The organism is Paenibacillus taichungensis (assembly GCF_003287275.1).
Taxonomy (GTDB): Bacteria; Bacillota; Bacilli; order Paenibacillales; family Paenibacillaceae; genus Paenibacillus; species Paenibacillus taichungensis_A.
The window spans coordinates 122,315-138,562 of the sequence record NZ_QEVW01000008.1 but is presented as its reverse complement, the minus strand read 5'-3'; the positions used below and the strand labels follow the sequence as shown (position 1 = coordinate 138,562).

The window sequence follows — 16,248 nt, the reverse complement described above, 5'->3', positions numbered from 1 at the left end:
AACAACAATAATTTAATATCTCAATCATAAAAGGTTACAGACACTCAGGTTGAATTTCACATGTATGAAATGGTAGAATTCAACAATCGGTTCTATGTTGAATCGAAGAAAGGTGGTTTATAACTTGCATACATCCAACAAACGAAAGTCCAAAACATGGGCTGCGCTTCTTCTCAGTGGCACGCTCCTCTTCAGCCTGCATACACCAAGCTACGCGGCCGCAGAACAAAATGTACCATTGCCTAAACCTTCATGGACATCATCTTCTCTCTCACTCACACAAGTGAATACGGAGAAAGACGTTATCGTCAACGAAGTGAACGCAGTACCTGCGAAAAATCTGGTATATGTGCATTCTTCCCAGCCCGTGACCAAAACAAGCAGCAATACCAAGCTGGATTGGCAGCTAGATTCGCTTCAAGCACTGGATGCCACGACCGGACAATTGAAATGGAACGTTATTTTCCATGAGAAAAGTGGGCCTTATACAACCTACTCCAATTCACTATATACCAGCAACGGCACAGCTTATGTATATATGGAATATTCGGATGGAACCAAAAAGGTATACTCGTTCAATACTTCCGGCAAAACCAACTGGGTCAAAAACGTGAGTAATTCATCTTCCATGTACCTTCTGGACGACGATACGTTATTGATCGCTTCGAGCCCTGGTGTTCAATCGAACGGTTCCGTTCGTTCAGCCATCTCGCTGTACGACAAGAAGGGAAAACTGATTTCGGAAAAAACAATCAACGGTGCTGTACTCAAAGCAGGCAGTGATCGAATCGTAGTCGATGCAAGCAAACAAACCAAAGTGGGAAGCTTCTGGCAACCTGCCGCTAATCCCAAAGTGGAGATTTACGATCGTACGCTGAATCGTCTTTCCTTCTATCAGTTCCCGAGCAATGCCAACACTCTGGGAGACGGCGGCGGTGAATCGCTGGCCATTCTGGAGGATGGCTCCGTGATCATGCGTGCCAATTTTGCGAACACGGGTAACAAGCTGATGGGCTTTGGCACCGATGGTAAACTCGCCTGGGGCCGTGCTATTGCCGGTGATGCCTATGTTCAGACCACAGGCAACAGTTATACCCTGTTTACAGGCCAAAAGCTGGAGCTGTACACCATGAAAGGTAAAGTGACTGAACGCACATTTAAGGAAGAGCAGCCTATTCTTATGCAGGTTGATCGTACACAGGATGGGCAATACAAACTTGATTTCGCAAAGAAGGGTTATATTCTCGATCCTCAAACATTGGATACGGTACATGAATATGAGTTTGCCTCCTCTCCTGGATTACTCGATGGATATTCAACGTATAACGATCATATGATTTATCAGATCAATGACGACGCATTATCCAAGTATGTATTGAAGACAGCCTCAGCTAAATAGTAAATGGAGCGCTCTGAATGACCGACTGACGGTCAACAGGGCGCTCTGTTATTTCACCCAATGATGAGAGTCCCCCTCCCTTTTATCCTACCTGCGCAAACTGGTATAATAGTATCGTTTACTTTTTCAACATACTCTTGATTGGCAAGGAGCGTAGCCCTCCCATGATTATTCAATTCATTCGATACAGATAACTTAGGGCATAACATTAACCTCTTTTTTCAAAATGTACGATAGAGGTTTATTTGTTATGCCCTTTTCTTCAGTTATCCAGATCTGAATGAATGGGGTGCTATCCATGTCAATCCAACGCAGGGAACGTAGTGCTGCGCTTATTTATCCATATATCCATATGCTTAAATGTCCCATCTGTCATCAAACAATGACAACGATTAGTCGAGACAATATTCAATGTAGTTCCAGACATACGTTTGATTTGGCACGACAAGGCTATATCAATTTCATGACACGTTTGTTCAAGGGAAGCTATGACAAACGTTTATTTACAGCCAAAAGGGATATTTTATCTCAAACTGCAATCTATACACCTCTGATCGATATCATTCGCGATTGGATTGAAGATTACTCCAGTAGCAACAGTCAGCCCTTGCATATTCTAGATGCAGGTGCAGGAGAGGGATCCCTTTTGCAGCAGATTACACAGAATACTCCAGCTGTGGGCTGGGGGATCGACATCGCCAAAGAGGGCGTTGCCATGGCTTCCTCAACCTACGACCAGCAAATCTGGCTTGTTGGTGACCTTGCATATAGTCCCTTTGCAGAGGGGCAACTGGACGTAATCCTGAATATCCTCTCCCCTTCGAATTATGAAGAGTTCGGGCGAGTGATGAAGAAGGATGGCTGGATCATCAAAGTGATTCCCGGTGACCGATATCTAATGGAAATGAGAGAGCTTCTGTTTCGGGATCGCTCTCACCGTCTAGACGGCAGAGCGCGCGTATTGTACCGATTTGCCCAGCATCATCATCTCGTAGAATGCATTCCGCTAACATACACTCTGCCGGTAACAGAAATCATGAAGAATTCACTTATTCATATGACACCACTCTCCTGGCAAGGGACGGAATCAGCCATAGCCAGTGCTCAAGAGTCCTTATCGCAGATTACGATTGATCTAGAAATACTGGTGGGAAAACGAAGATAGGTTCTGTACCATTGAAATAACATTCTCTTAATCATTGAACAATCAAAAAAAGCCGGGGAAGTTCCTGTTGGAACTCTCCCGGCTTTTTCAATAAGATGCAAATTGGTCTAATGTAAAGAGATTTATTTATTCCAGTTTTCTTCAATAAATTCATCCCGTCCAGATATCGCACGGTCTTCCTTGTAATGTTTCTCATTTTTCTTGTGGTAATCCTGATGGTAATCTTCTGCCGGATAGAACACAACTGCATCCCGAATCTCAGTTACAATCGGTTGATTGAAACGTCCGCTTGCTGCCAGCTCCTGTTTGGACTGTTCTGCGAGCTCGCGTTGACGTTCATTATGGACAAAGATCGCTGTACGGTACTGACTCCCACGATCCTGAAATTGCCCTCCATCATCGGTTGGGTCCGTCTGGGGCCAATATAGTTCCAACAGACGTTCATACGGAAATACCTCTGGATCAAATGTAATTTCAACGACCTCGACATGACCGGTCTCCCCGGTTTTGACCTGCTCATATGTTGGATTATCGACGTGACCGCCGGTATAGCCAGATACAATACCATGAATGCCTGGTTGCTCTTCAAATGGTGTAACCATACACCAGAAGCATCCGCCGGCAAATGTAGCTTTTTCCATGCACACTCATCCCTTTCTATTGTACCTATATCTTAAAACAAAAAGAGGTTGATGGAAAGCCACCGCAGTGGACTTCCATCAACCTCTTCAAAAGCATCTGTTATATCAACAGTTATTTAAACTGTTTGTCGCCGACTCACTGTAAATTCAAGGATCTTGAATTTGTTACCCGCGGCTGCGACCCATAGAACGGAAGATCAAGCTCACGATCGCTACAAGTACGATGGCACCGATCAATGCCGGTACTATGTAGAATCCGCCCATTTCTGGACCCATGTCTCCCAGGATCACTCCACCTAACCATCCACCGATAAAACCGGCAATGATGTTACCGATAACGCCGCCGGGAATGTCACGACCAACAATCAGACCTGCCAACCATCCAATGATACCACCGATAATTAATGACCATAACCAACCCATATCATTCACCTCTAATTAAAGTTTTTGTTGTTGTCTGTCTACTATTAACCGCTACAGAAGCATTTAAACAATTGGCATGAAAATTGTTGTATATTACCTTTTGTTCATATGCCCTTTTCTCTGTTCTACGCCTATAACAAAGCATTATAAACAGATTGCGTCACTTCCGGCATCTTACACAGTTCAAGACTGCGTTATGTACCTCCCGAAAGTCATTGTATGTTGATTCAGACAGCCTTAGTATAACCAATTGAGGTGAGAATATTTTAACGGTTATATTCGATTAATAAAAACCTGCACGCCCCTTGCCTGGTTGGGTCAGCCAGTTGTGTTTATGGCTCTTGTCCAGCTCTCCTCGCATCGACTGAATGATCTGCACAATGTCCGTCCGGCCATTCTGGTGCCATTCCAGCGCTGCGCTGACATACAGCTCTCCAAGTTGGGCAAGAGAAAAGGTATCCGTCAATCGTGCAGCCTCCAACGTTCCTTCTTCCCCTGCGAAGACAGCAAAGCCGCGTTGGTTCAAATATTGCAGGCGCAGCCCTTCGTCCGGTAGCGGTATTTCATAAGCCCGATCGAACCGTCCAGCACGGTTCATGAGCCCTGGATCTATTTTCTCCGGATAATTCGTGGTGCCAATTAGGAAAATGCCCTCTTTAGACGTTGCCCCATCCAACGTATTCAGGAAAAAGGATCGGACTTCATCTGGCATGGAATCGATATCCTCAATAATTAACACCATGGGTGCCAAACGCTTGGCTGCTTCGAACACCTCACGCACCGATTCACTGTTTGTGTATTCGGTAATTTGCCAGTATGCCGCAGGCCCTGGAATGCTTCCCGCAATGGATTTGACGAGGGTCGTTTTTCCGTTTCCAGGATGGCCGTACAGTAGTATCCCACGTTTGTAAGGAATATCATAGTCTCGATAAAAGGAACGGTCTGCCTCGAAAAACTGGTCCAACGAACGGAAGATATCCTGTTTAATTTGCGGAGAAAGCACGACCTCATCCCGCCCTACAGAGCGGGTAATGGATTCCACATGACGATCACTGCCATTGCGGGCATCCGTGTACACCGTGACTTTTTTCATATTTTGCTGCCGTTCCCGTTCCCTTACACTGCCCAGAAATTCCTTCAATTCCTCTTCTCCTGTAGCAAAAACAAAATCCTCATTGTAGATCCCATTCTCCCGGAAGAAAGGAATGCGGACAAGAGCTACTCCCCACTGGGGGTAGGCAAATACATTATTGCGAATCGAATAATGCACCCCATATGTTGGTGCATCTCCATCATCCTCATAATGTAGTGTACGTAGCTCCAGATCTTCGAAAATCCGGGCAACCAATTCCACTTCCGCGCTGTTACTTTGCAGATCTTCTTTTAGCAGATCCCAGTATTCACTGTTTGGATCATCGCTGGCATAGAGTTCATAATGAACGCCGTATCGATTGCCAAGAGCCTCAGTGATGCCGCGAATCAAACGGGCATATATGGCATAACCTTCGTTTCGGATTTGACTGTCTCGTTGCTCTTCATAGGAATAGATGACTCTATTATGATTCAATTGTTCTTTATCTATGTTCATTACTTGGCTCCCTTCACAGCGGCAAGTGGTTTACATTTGGCTACAACTTGAGCCAGACCTGCGCCGGTAACACTATCTATAATTTCATCGACATTTTTATACGCTTGCGGCGATTCATCAATAATCGATTCGAGCGAACGCTGGTTCACCACAATCTCATCTTCAGTTCCCACACCCAGGGCCGAGGCAAAATCCTCCACGGTAACCAGGCGCTTTGTTGCTGTGCGCGACCGAATGCGTCCTGCCCCATGACAGATCGAATAATAGTTATCCTTCCCCTCAGGTTGACCTACCATAATATATGAAGCAGTCCCCATTGAACCGGGAATAAGCGCGGGATGGCCTGTTGCCAGATATGGCTTCGGGTTATCCGGGTGACCGGCAGGTAATGCACGTGTAGCTCCTTTGCGGTGTACAAAGACAGATCCTTGATCCGCGTGCGATTCCTCCCATGCATAGTTGTGCATCAGATCATAGAGGGTACGGAATTCGCATTTTGGACCAAACACATCCCGAAAAGCTTCGCGAATTGCATAAGCAATCAGATGGCGATTCACCACGGCATAATTCAGCGCAGAATACATCATATTGACGTAATGGCGACCTTCGGCATGTTCAAGCGGAGCAAACACCAGTCTTGGATCGGATGTCCCCAAACCATTTCGCTGCATCACTTTCGCAATTGCTGATGAACTGGTTTGGCTTACATACCCGCCCCATGCCCGGGAACCGGAATGAATCATGACAACAATTTGTCCATCGTACAGACCCCATGCTTCCGCAATCTCCCGATTTTCCTCGGCAATCTCAATCGCTTGAATCTCGGCAAAATGATTGCCTCCACCCAAAGTTCCTAACTGGCGATGAGCCCGATGCCAAGTCATATCCGGGACCAGATTTAACACATCCTCATCAAAAGCAAATTTGCTGCTCTCTACATGAGTGATGGAAGTTGATTTTTTCGGTGTATAGCTATCCGGGATATATTTTTTAGGTAATCCATGCAGACCCTTTCTCACAATATGCTCCAAACGAATGTCCGAGTAATGACCGCGTTGATTTGCCTCCATCGGCAGCACTTTCTCAATGGCCTTAACAAGTTTACGGCGCAGCTTCACGTCTTTCAGGTCGTCTTTATGCAAATTGGTCATATGCACTCGCATACCACAGCCGATATCACTGCCTACGATGGATGGAGATACATAACCACTACTGGCATCCCATACCGCCGTTGTGCCGATGCAGGTGCCTACACCGACATGAACATCAGGCGTATAGCTCATATAGGAAATACCCGGGATTTGAAGATTGTTGTTCGCCATCTCGAACACCTTATAGTCCAATGACGAGAATAGTTGTTGTGCCGCATATACCGTTAAGTCCCCAGCTGGCAATTTGACTTCATGTCGGTAGCCACCTATGGGTTCGTTTTGACTCGTAAATAAATTAGGTTGTGTATTCATAAATGTGTATTATTCCTTCCTGTACGTTCAGCTGATTCGGTTCACTTTCAAAAATGAACCTAACGTTATTCCGAATTCATATCCATCTTCAGTAGAACAAAAAAAGAAGCCACGGACAGTTCGTCCGTGACTTCTTCATGACAATAACAGAAAACAAAAGCAGCATGAACATACCGCGTCTGTTCTCCATTGCAATATACGCCGAGAGTAGCATATCGATTAATAACGTTCCAAGGATAAACGATATGCATCTTCCCCTATGTCGCCCGTATGAGGCCAAAGAGACGATGAACTGGATATACAATTGTGTCTGTGCTTCGTAGTGTCTTTGTGGATTTCAAATCATAACCAACCATCATTTCTCTCGGCCTCCCTTCATCAATATTAAGTTTATATTAAGCGGACTCGTTTCGATGTGTCAACCCTTTTCTTGGAAAATCACCTATTTTGCATATGCATTAGATTTAACTTCGTGCTAATAACTTATATAAAAAAAGCAGGGTCTGTAAGGAACAGACCCTGCTTACTCAAGCATATTATGAGATTAGATATCGATTATTGATGGTACGTGTTTTGACAAATTTGGCTTTGCGTTTTATCATTTCCCTGCTTGTTTTTCCAATTCTTCCACAGGATTTTCATCTTCTTTTTCAGGCACTTTGGAAGACAGGAACCAACCGCATACTGCAATCGTAATCAGCACAATGTAGAAACCAAATTTCCAAATTTTATTTTCCGGGAAATGCTCATCCAGAACGCCCAGTGAAGGATGTGCAAGTGTAATAACAGCCAACTTAACCCCAACCCAGCCAACGATAACAAAGGCTGCAACTTCAAGCCCTGGACGGGAATGAAGCAGTTTAACGAAGAAGGAAGCCGCAAATCTCATGATAACAAGGCCGATAAATCCGCCGAGGAAGATGACGATAAACTGTCCACCGTCAAGTCCGCCAATCGGAGGCAGACCACTTGGTGGCAATGCAACAGCCAGCGCCACAGCTGCGAGAATGGAATCGACCGCGAATGCGATATCTGCCACTTCCACCTTGAATACAGTCATCCAGAAACCAGATTGTTTTTTTGGTTTTTTGGGAGCGGAATCCGCCGCTTCATCTGTTTTGTTTCGGCTACCCATCACCTTTTTGATAATGTGGTTAATGGAGATGTACAAGAGGTACAGAGCACCAATCGCTTGAACTTGCCACACGTCCACCAGGAATGAGATCAGGAACAATGAACCCAGACGGAAAATAAATGCACCCATTAACCCATAAAATAACGCTTTTTTGCGTTTATCATCAGGCAGGTGTTTAACCATAATCGCTAGAACCAATGCATTATCCGCTGCAAGCAATCCTTCAAGGACTACTAATACGGCGAGAACCCACCCATACTCCAATAATAATGACAACTCCAAAATTGACTCCTCCTTAGTATCCTTATGATGTACAAAAAAAAGGACCTTTACCATTGCTGGTAAGGTCCTTTTTATTCACAAAAAGAGACCTTTACCCAGTATGAAAACTTGGTAAAGGTCTCGCTAACAACAAAATTGCTGCCAATAAAGCCGGGGATGTAATCCCGAACTGACGACTTTACTGTGAAAGCTACTCCCCTTTAACATCAGGAATATTTAGTTTTAAGTTGAAACAGGTTCAATAATCTGTTCTCATCATATTCATAACGATAAGCAAAGTCAAGCTTTATTTGACTGACCTCGGTCCAGCTTGCGAAAGACCAGCAAGTCATAGATGAAATTCCCCAGTGGGATAAACGAGACAAAAAACAAAGCAATTGGACGACGCAAACGCCATTTTTGCGTGGTATACAGACTCACCATAAATAATAAATACATCAGAAATAAAAAGCCATAGATGTTGCCAAACCACGTGACAGCCTTTGGCATGATCCCTGACTCCCTTAACGGAAAAGCAACAAATAACAAAAGCGCATATGAAAGCCCCTGTAACCACAACAGCAGTCGAAAGCGGCTGAGTGTTGAATGTAACATTTTTTTCCTCCTGCTTCTAAATAAGCGCAACAATTTCATTGATCCTGTACAGTATATCACAAAAACGAAATTTACCCTCACGCGCAGTTATACAGGAGCCAAATCCATCCGATACACATAGGATATATGACCAAGATAGATTGTTGCGAATATGGACAAGGAGGAACCTGTTGATGAAAATAGCCCTGATAGCGCCTGAAAAATTGCCAGTCCCCGGTAACGGATCCGTCGAAATCTGCATCCTCGGCATTGCTCGTGAACTTGCTCTACGTCACCAGGTGACAATCATAAGCCGCCAGATGCCTAATCTTGCCATTGCAGAGCACATAGATGGCATAACGATCCGTCGTGTACCAGCAACCAGCCCCAGCGAGTACACAAGGGCAGTGATCCGTTTTCTGAAAATCCAACCCTTCGATCTTATTCAGGTAGACAACAGACCTCATAGTATGGCTGCAATTAAACGCGCATTCCCTACGTTGCCTGTGGTGCTCTATCTTCACTCGTTAACCTTTGCACAACCAGGACCTGCAAGATTAGCACTGTTAAAAAAAGCGAATTGGATTGCCGTCAATAGTCAATCCCTTAGACAAAGGCTGGGGCGCCGATTCCCATCCTTGAAACGACGGATGGGTGTTGTACCACTTGGGGTAGACTTAAGCCGTTTTTTGCCTGCAGCTAGAGAAGAGCAGCAGCTTCTGCGGAAGCAGTTCGCTATTACAGGGCCATTCTCCATTCTGTATGTAGGCCGACTGATTCCCGGCAAAGGTGTGGACATACTGATTCGTGCCGTAGCTCTTATTCAGCATCAGGTATCCGTGCAACTGATCATTGCAGGTAAAGGACCTCATGTCTACGTCCGCAAACTGCGGAAGCTTGCCCGAAAATTGAAGGTTGATGCTGCCTTCCGAGGTCAGATCGACCATGAGCGCATTGACCGTTTGTACCGGGCTGTGGACTGTCTGGTGTGCCCTTCCCAACAACATGAGGCCTTCGGGCTGGTTAATGTTGAAGCTATGGCTTCAGGACTGCCCGTCATTGCTTCAGACAATGGAGGCATTCGTGAAATCATTGTATCGGGGAGTAATGGATACCTTGTGAGACAGTATCACAACCCCCGAAGTTTCGCTGCTTACCTGACTAAGCTGGCAGACAATCCTTCTCTCGCTCGTTCGCTTGGAGAAGCTGGTCGTGCCAGTGCAGTTGAACAGTTCAGTTGGGCCCAAACAGCAGTGCATCTTGAAGCAGCCTATACTAGACTTATCCGGGGATAAATCTTGTTGAACCTGTACTTTCGTTAAGCTTTTTCACGAGACTGCCAGTCTGCAATAAAGCTATCCATATGCGGAACAGGAACATACATCATTTCAATTAACTCCACAATAATCATATCTTTCATGGCAAACCTCACTTTAGCGCAGGTTTGTTGGCGGAAAGCATCATAAATTCCCGAGCCTGTCCAGCAGCCGTGAGGCACGAGTAGCGGATTATTAACAATATATCCAACGGTCCCAATAGGAGGAACCACTACCTTGATGGCTCGGGGATCCACCCGATTGTCGGGGTCTTTGACCAGAAACAGGATATCGCCTACGTTTAAAGCTTCTACACCATGATAATGCTCCATTCCATACATGGCTGCAAATAATTTGGTACTCATCAATAAGCTCCTTTTACACATTTTTTTTAAAAATTTAGATGGATAAAATTATTGATCTTCCTCATAATGCTTCATCCACTCTATGAGTTGTTTACGAATTTCTTTACGATATTCTCGGGGTTCAAGGACCTCCGCTTCGGGGCCAAATTGATATAACCATTTCAGGAACTCACGACTACTGTTCAGCGTTACTTCAAATAACAATCCGCCATCAGGCATATCCGTCATTCGTGGACGAACAAACATTTCTTCTTCTTTTATGTAGGGGGCAACCTCTTTACTGAACCTTACTTTAAAATGAATCAGTTTATCCCCACGATCAATGGACCACGTGTTTTTCATGAACTGCGTTATGTTGAAATCACCCATAACAAAATGGGTATTGGTCTGTATAACGTCCAGAAAGCGACTGATCCGAAACAAACGGACCTTCTTCTGCAAGTGGCAATAACCGATTAAATAGAAACGCTGATCGCGCGGAATGAGGTAATAGGGGTCAATGTCGCGGACCGTTATTTCATTTTTCGTAAGCGTGTGATATTGGGTTCGAATCATTTGTTGATCCAGAATGGCTTCAATCACTGGAATAAGCAAATTGGGATACTTCCCTTCTTCCCGGTATGCAGGTGTACCCATACGAATAATGCCTGCGATATTTTCTACAATGTCACTGTTTCTCGATTTCATTTTAGTATGGGCTGTCATCACCTTATCAAAAGCTGAATCGAATTCAGCCGGGAGTTGCGAAGTATCCACCACGGATGGAAGCATGGAGAACACCATCGCTTCCTGTTCGGTAAAATCCAGAGGATACATGGCAAATTCACCAATGAACCGATACCCCTTGCCATAACCTTCATTCATGATAGGGGCAACCCTGTCCAAAATTCGGAGATCGCGATAAATCGTGCGCACAGTTGTACCGCATTTCAACGCCAATTCTTTGGCGGAAATTCCGGGATTCGCTTGTATAGCCTGAAGTATACGCAGAAGACGAATTAATTTCTCTGTCATGTAGTTTCTCCCCTTCGATATTTTATCGGCAAGGAAAACTAGTTCCTTTAGTCCGGTACTAAATCTTTAGTCCCAAACTTATTTTCGCAATTTCACCTTATGCGTATAGTTCAATCGCACTTATTCGGCTTATTAAATATACATTCTCTTACTTGCTTGCGTAAAATATTAACCTCAAGTCCTTATACCTACGCCTGATAGCCTATTTGGCATTAAAAAAAAACAAAAAAAATCTTGTCTCTTTGACCAGAGACAAGACTTTTTCGCTTGTTTATTTGTGCAGTTGCAATAATTTAGTCAGCACATTGACCATATGGTCGCACAGATCAGGAATATCTCCCATCTGATCTTCATTCACACTGCGGTCAAAATGAACTTCAGCTGTGACAGCGTAAGTTGCTGGCTGATCTTCAAATACATAATGAATATGCTGCTTCATTCGTTGTTCCGGCCAGCTCTCCTGTAATATGGAGTTAATCGCCGGACATTGAATCTCAGGCTCCTGAATAACCATTCTGAACCGCAGCCGCAAACGGCAGCCTGGTAGACCTCCTTGTGTCTCCATAATCTCTGACGCGAGATCCGCAAGGGATGTGTTTAGCACCACTTCGCCTGTTACGTCAGGGCAATCTCGCAGGCAGAATTGCAGTACCAACTCTCTGGACATACGGGCCAACTCAAGCTGATCCTTCCGATCCGTTATGGAAATAAGTTCATCCAAATTATCGAGATCATATAGGTAATTTTCGAAGCCTACTTTCAGATTGTCATAAATCGTCGGATCAAACATGTTGTGAAACCTGCTTTCTTATGCAAATTATTCCGAAGTCAATCGCTGCTACTCCGAATCATAGTATACTGTAACGCTGTTTCACGCAAACAGGGCACTGTCATCATACCAAATAAAAACTATGTAACCATCTGTCATAAGTTAAAACGACATTCATTATCGCGCATCTCCTGCGACTCCACTTGGTCCATTTCCAATATAAAAAAGCCCGGTCATCACGACCGGGCTTGGTTGAGATACAGAATAATAAATATTCTAACTCCCTATTCTTCTTTAGCTGGTTCTTCGGGTGCTGCCGGTGCTGCTTCATCAGCAGAAGCCGTAGGCTCTTCCTCAGCCGCTTGTGGCGGCATCACGGAAGCGATGATGGAATCACCTGATGTCACCAGAGTCAGACCTTTATCGAGCTTGATATCTCCAGCTGTCAAACGATCACCAATTTCCAGTCCGCTAACATCCACCTCTATGGAAGTTGGCAGATCAGCCGGAAGTCCTTCGACCTCCAGTTGAGTTTCCTGTGTCTGGAACACACCGCCTGCCTTGGAGCCGGCTGCGGTACCTTGGAAGTCGATCGATACACTAACACTGATCGGCTTGTTCTTAGAAATTTGCAAGAAGTCCACGTGCAGCAGACGTCCGTTGCGTTCCTGCTGATCCTTGATCAGCACTGGAACCGTTTTGCCACCCTCAAGATTCAGGTTGAACATTTCGGAGCGACCTGTACGTGCTACTTTCAGCACTTCCTTTTCATCTACATGTATCGCGGCACCTTCCAATCCCGGGCCATAAACGACAGCCGGAACACGTCCGCCTTGTCTTAACAGGCGCAATGCTGCACCTTTCTTTTCAGTTCTTGGTGTTGCCGTAAGTTGAGCCATTTTTCCGTTGGATTTCATGATTGAACATCCTCCTTCAAGGGATCCTTACTTATATTTGTTAGGAAGCCATAAGCTTCTCTCTTTAGACCAGAATGGCCTTTTCGTGCGTGGCCGAATCTGGGGCCATATCTATATTTACCCCAATGAAAGACCATCTCAAACACTGACATGTAGAGTTTTTTTATTTTCCGGGTGAAAATGGTCCTTTTTGATGAACAAAAAAGCAGCCGGAATACCTTCCGACCGCTTGTTAAGCATCTATTTTTAATCATTGGTATGAACTTAATAATCTTGCCAGTTATGCGCTGTTACGATCATCCTCTTCATCACTTTCACGGATAACCTGCATCTGATCCGACCCACTGTGAACGATAATGTGCACATCTCCGTCTTCAGGACCGATATCAACATAACGATCTCCGCAGGTGTCTTTGGCTTCCCATTCATTCAGCCGAATGATTAAGCCCAGATGATGCAGTCCTGCAGCCACTCGAAAACGGGCTTCTGCTGCATCGCCCACTCGCTCAAAGGGGACAGCTCCATCCTCCATGCCTGTGCCCCATACCCAGACATCCCATCCCTCATAATGCTGATCTTCCCGTTCATATCGGAGAGTAACAATCCGCGAAATTGGTTTGTGGATTTTGATATTCAGCGATGCCTGAATCCCTCCAGCCTCCGCGATAATCTGGGCAGACCCTGGCGTTAAAGCACGTACGATTCCTGCAGTACTGACCGCTGCATGATCCAGATGAGACGAGCTCCACCGTATATTCATCCCTTGCAAAGGCTGGCCGAATTGATCCAGAACCAAGGCGCGAAATCGACTGACACGTGTCGTGTACATTACCGATTCCCCTATAATTTCAATCCGCTCCGGATGGAGGTGGTCCACCTGCAACGTACACTCTGTGGTAATCGTGCCACATTGGACGCTGATCGTTGCTTCCCCAGTCTCCCCCGTATGAATTGTCCCATCAGATTGAATCGCAATAATGTTTGGGTTCGAAGAGCTCCAGGTCACAAATGCATTCTCCACCACATTACCAAAACGGTCTCTGACCGACGCTCGCAAACCAGCAATCTCTCCGGCATTGTAAACAAGACGCGGCGAATGGATCTCAATCACAGCGGGTTCAGCACCGCCAGCATATTCTGTGTCGTACAGTACCATCAGTGACCATCGTTCTACCCTTGCGGTTCCGCTCACCGTCTCAATGAGGTCTGTACCTGCTTGGTGATCATTCACAACAATATGCCAATCACCCTCCGGCAGACTTACTTGCTGCTGCTGACCCGTTCCGTTGTAGATCACCACGATCTGATTCCAGGTATCCTGATTTGCTCCGTGATCCAGTGTAAATGCAACTACATTTCCTTCTGCACGAATCATGCGAAGATGATTCCGTACCTGCTCGGCGTTAATCATGCGAAAGGCCGGATGTGTGCGCCGCAGATGAATCAGGCCGCGATAATAGTCAAAAACAGGTCTGAATCGAGCTTTGTTAGCCCAAGTGATCGTATTCACGGCGTCCCCGCTGCGATAACTATTATGATCTCCTGCTTTGGATCTCAGCATCTCATCCCCTGCATGAAGAAATGGAATACCCTGTGAGGTAAGCAAAATCCCTGTTGAGAGCAAGGAACGACGGACCATCTCATGATCGAGTACATCATCCGCATCAACATAACGATAAGGGTCTGCTGCTTTAACCGCCGATTCTGCACTGCCTCCTTCTACGGGCTGCCCATCTCTCCATACCGGGTAACCGAGATCATGCCTGAGGTACATCGTTGTTGCAATTTTGTCCCATAAGTTGAGATTATCATGTGCCGTTACATAATTGACGGATTCCACTGGTGAAGATGTGAAATCATCCAGCGCTCCGGCTACACCCATGGCAATTTCATACTCCTTACCGTCTGCTCCGGTAACAAAACCTTTGCCAATCCCATCACTATCCCCTTTGATGGCACTGCGGAAATGATCGTTAAAAACGGCAAATCCCTGTCCTCGTTGTGTTCCTTTTAACGTTTTCCGATCCAGAGGTGAATCTCCGCCTGTCCACGGCTCCCCGTAGATCAGAAAAGCCGGATCAATCTGTTCTCTCAGCTCACGGGCCACTTCGTTCATCGTGTCTGTATCGATCAGACCCATGAGGTCGAAGCGAAATCCGTCCACATGATATTCCTCTGCCCAATACAGGAGAGAGTCCAAAATATATTTTCGCACCATGGGGCGCTCCGTAGCCAGTTCATTGCCTACACCCGAACCATTGCTCAATGTGCCATCCTCACGGTAACGATAATAATAACTTGGCACAATCCGTTCAAAAGGTCCATCATCCACGCTGTACGTATGGTTGTATACCACATCAAGCACAACGCGAATGCCTTGTCGGTGCAAGGAATGAATAAGCGCCTTGAACTCCTTGATTCGAACTGAAGGATCACGCGGATTGGTGGCATAGGAACCTTCTGGCACGTTGTAATGCTGCGGATCATATCCCCAGTTGTATGGCAATTTGGTATTTGAACCGGCGCTCGTTGTCGCTGCCAATTCATCAACCGTCTGATAATCCGCTACAGGCAGAAGATGCACATGTGTGATGCCGAGTTCAACAAGATGGTCTACTCCGATGGAGTTGCCGCTTCTGTCCGTCAACCCGGAAGCAGTAAATGCCAAATATTTGCCCTTAAAAGGAATATCGGCATGTAGGTCGGATGAGAAATCTCGCACATGCAATTCATATAAAACTGCATCTGCCGGACGCAGAAATGCGGGCTTCACATCCTCTTCCCAATCCACTGGATTGGTTGTATCCAGGTCAATGATGGCTGTTCGCTGTCCATTCGCCGATACAGCACGAGCGTAAGGATCGGGAGCCACTGCAATATGCTGATCATCATGCGTAATGTGATACATATAATAATGTCCGTCCCAATCCCCTTCAAGTTGTACACTCCATATTCCATTCGGGTCACGGGTCATCGATCTTATCTGTCCATCATCATGCTCGGTTACTTTACCAGTTGCATCGTAACGTCCCTCATCATCAAAAATAAGTAACGAAACCTGCTGAGCTGTAGGTGCCCACAGCTTGAATGTGCTTGCTGTACGCGTATATGTTAAGCCAAGATCGTTGCCTTCATAACGAAAAGATGTCCATTCCGGCATCGTTCCCACCGCCTTTATATCCATTGATTTCGTGTTGT

Annotated in this window: 14 protein-coding genes; 3 read left to right on the top strand and 11 right to left on the bottom strand. The window is 45.6% G+C overall.

The annotated features are described in order from the left end of the window. Positions 1-124: 124 nt before the first annotated feature. Positions 125-1,399: a hypothetical protein gene (locus DC345_RS13235; RefSeq protein WP_113053490.1), complete on the top strand. Its 1,275-nt coding sequence runs from the start codon at positions 125-127 to the stop codon at positions 1,397-1,399. 298 nt (positions 1,400-1,697) lie between these two features. Further along, a complete protein-coding gene (locus tag DC345_RS13230; protein WP_181586580.1) occupies positions 1,698-2,564 on the top strand; it encodes a putative RNA methyltransferase in 867 nt (288 codons plus the stop codon). A gap of 122 nt (positions 2,565-2,686) precedes the next feature. Here DC345_RS13230 and msrA read toward each other — a convergent pair whose 3' ends face one another. From msrA to DC345_RS13195, 6 genes are all read right to left on the bottom strand, one after another. Then, on the bottom strand, positions 2,687-3,205 hold the full coding sequence (gene msrA, locus DC345_RS13225; protein WP_063565249.1) for a peptide-methionine (S)-S-oxide reductase MsrA: 519 nt from the start codon (positions 3,203-3,205) through the stop codon (positions 2,687-2,689). A 165-nt stretch (positions 3,206-3,370) separates the two neighbouring features. Continuing rightward, complete coding sequence (locus DC345_RS13220; protein WP_017686880.1) at positions 3,371-3,628, bottom strand: GlsB/YeaQ/YmgE family stress response membrane protein; 258 nt, start codon at positions 3,626-3,628, stop codon at positions 3,371-3,373. Between the two features lie 283 nt (positions 3,629-3,911). Then, entirely contained in the window at positions 3,912-5,216 is a 1,305-nt protein-coding gene (locus DC345_RS13215; RefSeq protein ID WP_113053488.1) for an AAA family ATPase, read from the bottom strand. Continuing rightward, a complete protein-coding gene (locus DC345_RS13210) occupies positions 5,216-6,679 on the bottom strand; it encodes an RtcB family protein (protein ID WP_258530648.1) in 1,464 nt (487 codons plus the stop codon). The genes DC345_RS13215 and DC345_RS13210 overlap by 1 nt, the downstream gene beginning before the upstream one ends. 598 nt (positions 6,680-7,277) lie before the next feature. After that, positions 7,278-8,096 carry a TerC family protein gene (locus DC345_RS13200; RefSeq protein ID WP_113053486.1) on the bottom strand — a complete coding sequence of 273 codons (819 nt, stop codon included), beginning with the start codon at positions 8,094-8,096 and terminating at the stop codon, positions 7,278-7,280. Between the two features lie 279 nt (positions 8,097-8,375). Further along, a complete protein-coding gene (locus tag DC345_RS13195; RefSeq protein WP_181586579.1) occupies positions 8,376-8,690 on the bottom strand; it encodes a DUF3817 domain-containing protein in 315 nt (104 codons plus the stop codon). A gap of 173 nt (positions 8,691-8,863) precedes the next feature. On the opposite strand from DC345_RS13195, the gene DC345_RS13190 reads away from it, so the two are divergent. Further along, on the top strand, positions 8,864-9,964 hold the full coding sequence (locus DC345_RS13190) for a glycosyltransferase family 4 protein (RefSeq protein ID WP_113053484.1): 1,101 nt from the start codon (positions 8,864-8,866) through the stop codon (positions 9,962-9,964). Between the two features lie 23 nt (positions 9,965-9,987). Here the strand turns inward: DC345_RS13190 and DC345_RS13185 are convergent, their stop codons facing one another. From DC345_RS13185 to pulA, 5 genes are all read right to left on the bottom strand, one after another. Beyond that, positions 9,988-10,350, bottom strand: coding sequence for an HIRAN domain-containing protein (locus DC345_RS13185; RefSeq protein ID WP_113053483.1), 363 nt, complete (start codon positions 10,348-10,350; stop codon positions 9,988-9,990). A 48-nt stretch (positions 10,351-10,398) separates the two neighbouring features. Continuing rightward, positions 10,399-11,364, bottom strand: a complete 966-nt coding sequence (locus DC345_RS13180) for a helix-turn-helix transcriptional regulator (protein WP_113053482.1) — start codon at positions 11,362-11,364, stop codon at positions 10,399-10,401. Between the two features lie 271 nt (positions 11,365-11,635). After that, positions 11,636-12,154, bottom strand: coding sequence for a hypothetical protein (locus tag DC345_RS13175; RefSeq protein WP_113053481.1), 519 nt, complete (start codon positions 12,152-12,154; stop codon positions 11,636-11,638). Between the two features lie 263 nt (positions 12,155-12,417). Further along, on the bottom strand, positions 12,418-13,050 hold the full coding sequence (locus DC345_RS13170; protein WP_076287804.1) for a 50S ribosomal protein L25: 633 nt from the start codon (positions 13,048-13,050) through the stop codon (positions 12,418-12,420). A gap of 280 nt (positions 13,051-13,330) precedes the next feature. Then, a complete protein-coding gene (pulA, locus tag DC345_RS13165; RefSeq protein ID WP_113053480.1) occupies positions 13,331-16,210 on the bottom strand; it encodes a type I pullulanase in 2,880 nt (959 codons plus the stop codon). Positions 16,211-16,248: the final 38 nt, after the last annotated feature.

What these genes read in the sequence shown, in the direction of transcription:
- DC345_RS13230 (WP_181586580.1), top strand. Translation starts at nt 1,698, where the DNA reads ATGTCAATCCAACGCAGGGAACGTAGTGCTGCGCTTATTTATCCATAT.
- msrA (WP_063565249.1), bottom strand. Translation starts at nt 3,205, where the DNA reads ATGGAAAAAGCTACATTTGCCGGCGGATGCTTCTGGTGTATGGTTACA.
- DC345_RS13220 (WP_017686880.1), bottom strand. Translation starts at nt 3,628, where the DNA reads ATGGGTTGGTTATGGTCATTAATTATCGGTGGTATCATTGGATGGTTG.
- DC345_RS13215 (WP_113053488.1), bottom strand. Translation starts at nt 5,216, where the DNA reads ATGAACATAGATAAAGAACAATTGAATCATAATAGAGTCATCTATTCC.
- DC345_RS13210 (WP_258530648.1), bottom strand. Translation starts at nt 6,679, where the DNA reads ATGAATACACAACCTAATTTATTTACGAGTCAAAACGAACCCATAGGT.
- DC345_RS13195 (WP_181586579.1), bottom strand. Translation starts at nt 8,690, where the DNA reads ATGTTACATTCAACACTCAGCCGCTTTCGACTGCTGTTGTGGTTACAG.
- DC345_RS13190 (WP_113053484.1), top strand. Translation starts at nt 8,864, where the DNA reads ATGAAAATAGCCCTGATAGCGCCTGAAAAATTGCCAGTCCCCGGTAAC.
- DC345_RS13185 (WP_113053483.1), bottom strand. Translation starts at nt 10,350, where the DNA reads ATGAGTACCAAATTATTTGCAGCCATGTATGGAATGGAGCATTATCAT.
- DC345_RS13180 (WP_113053482.1), bottom strand. Translation starts at nt 11,364, where the DNA reads ATGACAGAGAAATTAATTCGTCTTCTGCGTATACTTCAGGCTATACAA.
- DC345_RS13175 (WP_113053481.1), bottom strand. Translation starts at nt 12,154, where the DNA reads ATGTTTGATCCGACGATTTATGACAATCTGAAAGTAGGCTTCGAAAAT.
- DC345_RS13170 (WP_076287804.1), bottom strand. Translation starts at nt 13,050, where the DNA reads ATGAAATCCAACGGAAAAATGGCTCAACTTACGGCAACACCAAGAACT.
- pulA (WP_113053480.1), bottom strand. Translation starts at nt 16,210, where the DNA reads ATGCCGGAATGGACATCTTTTCGTTATGAAGGCAACGATCTTGGCTTA.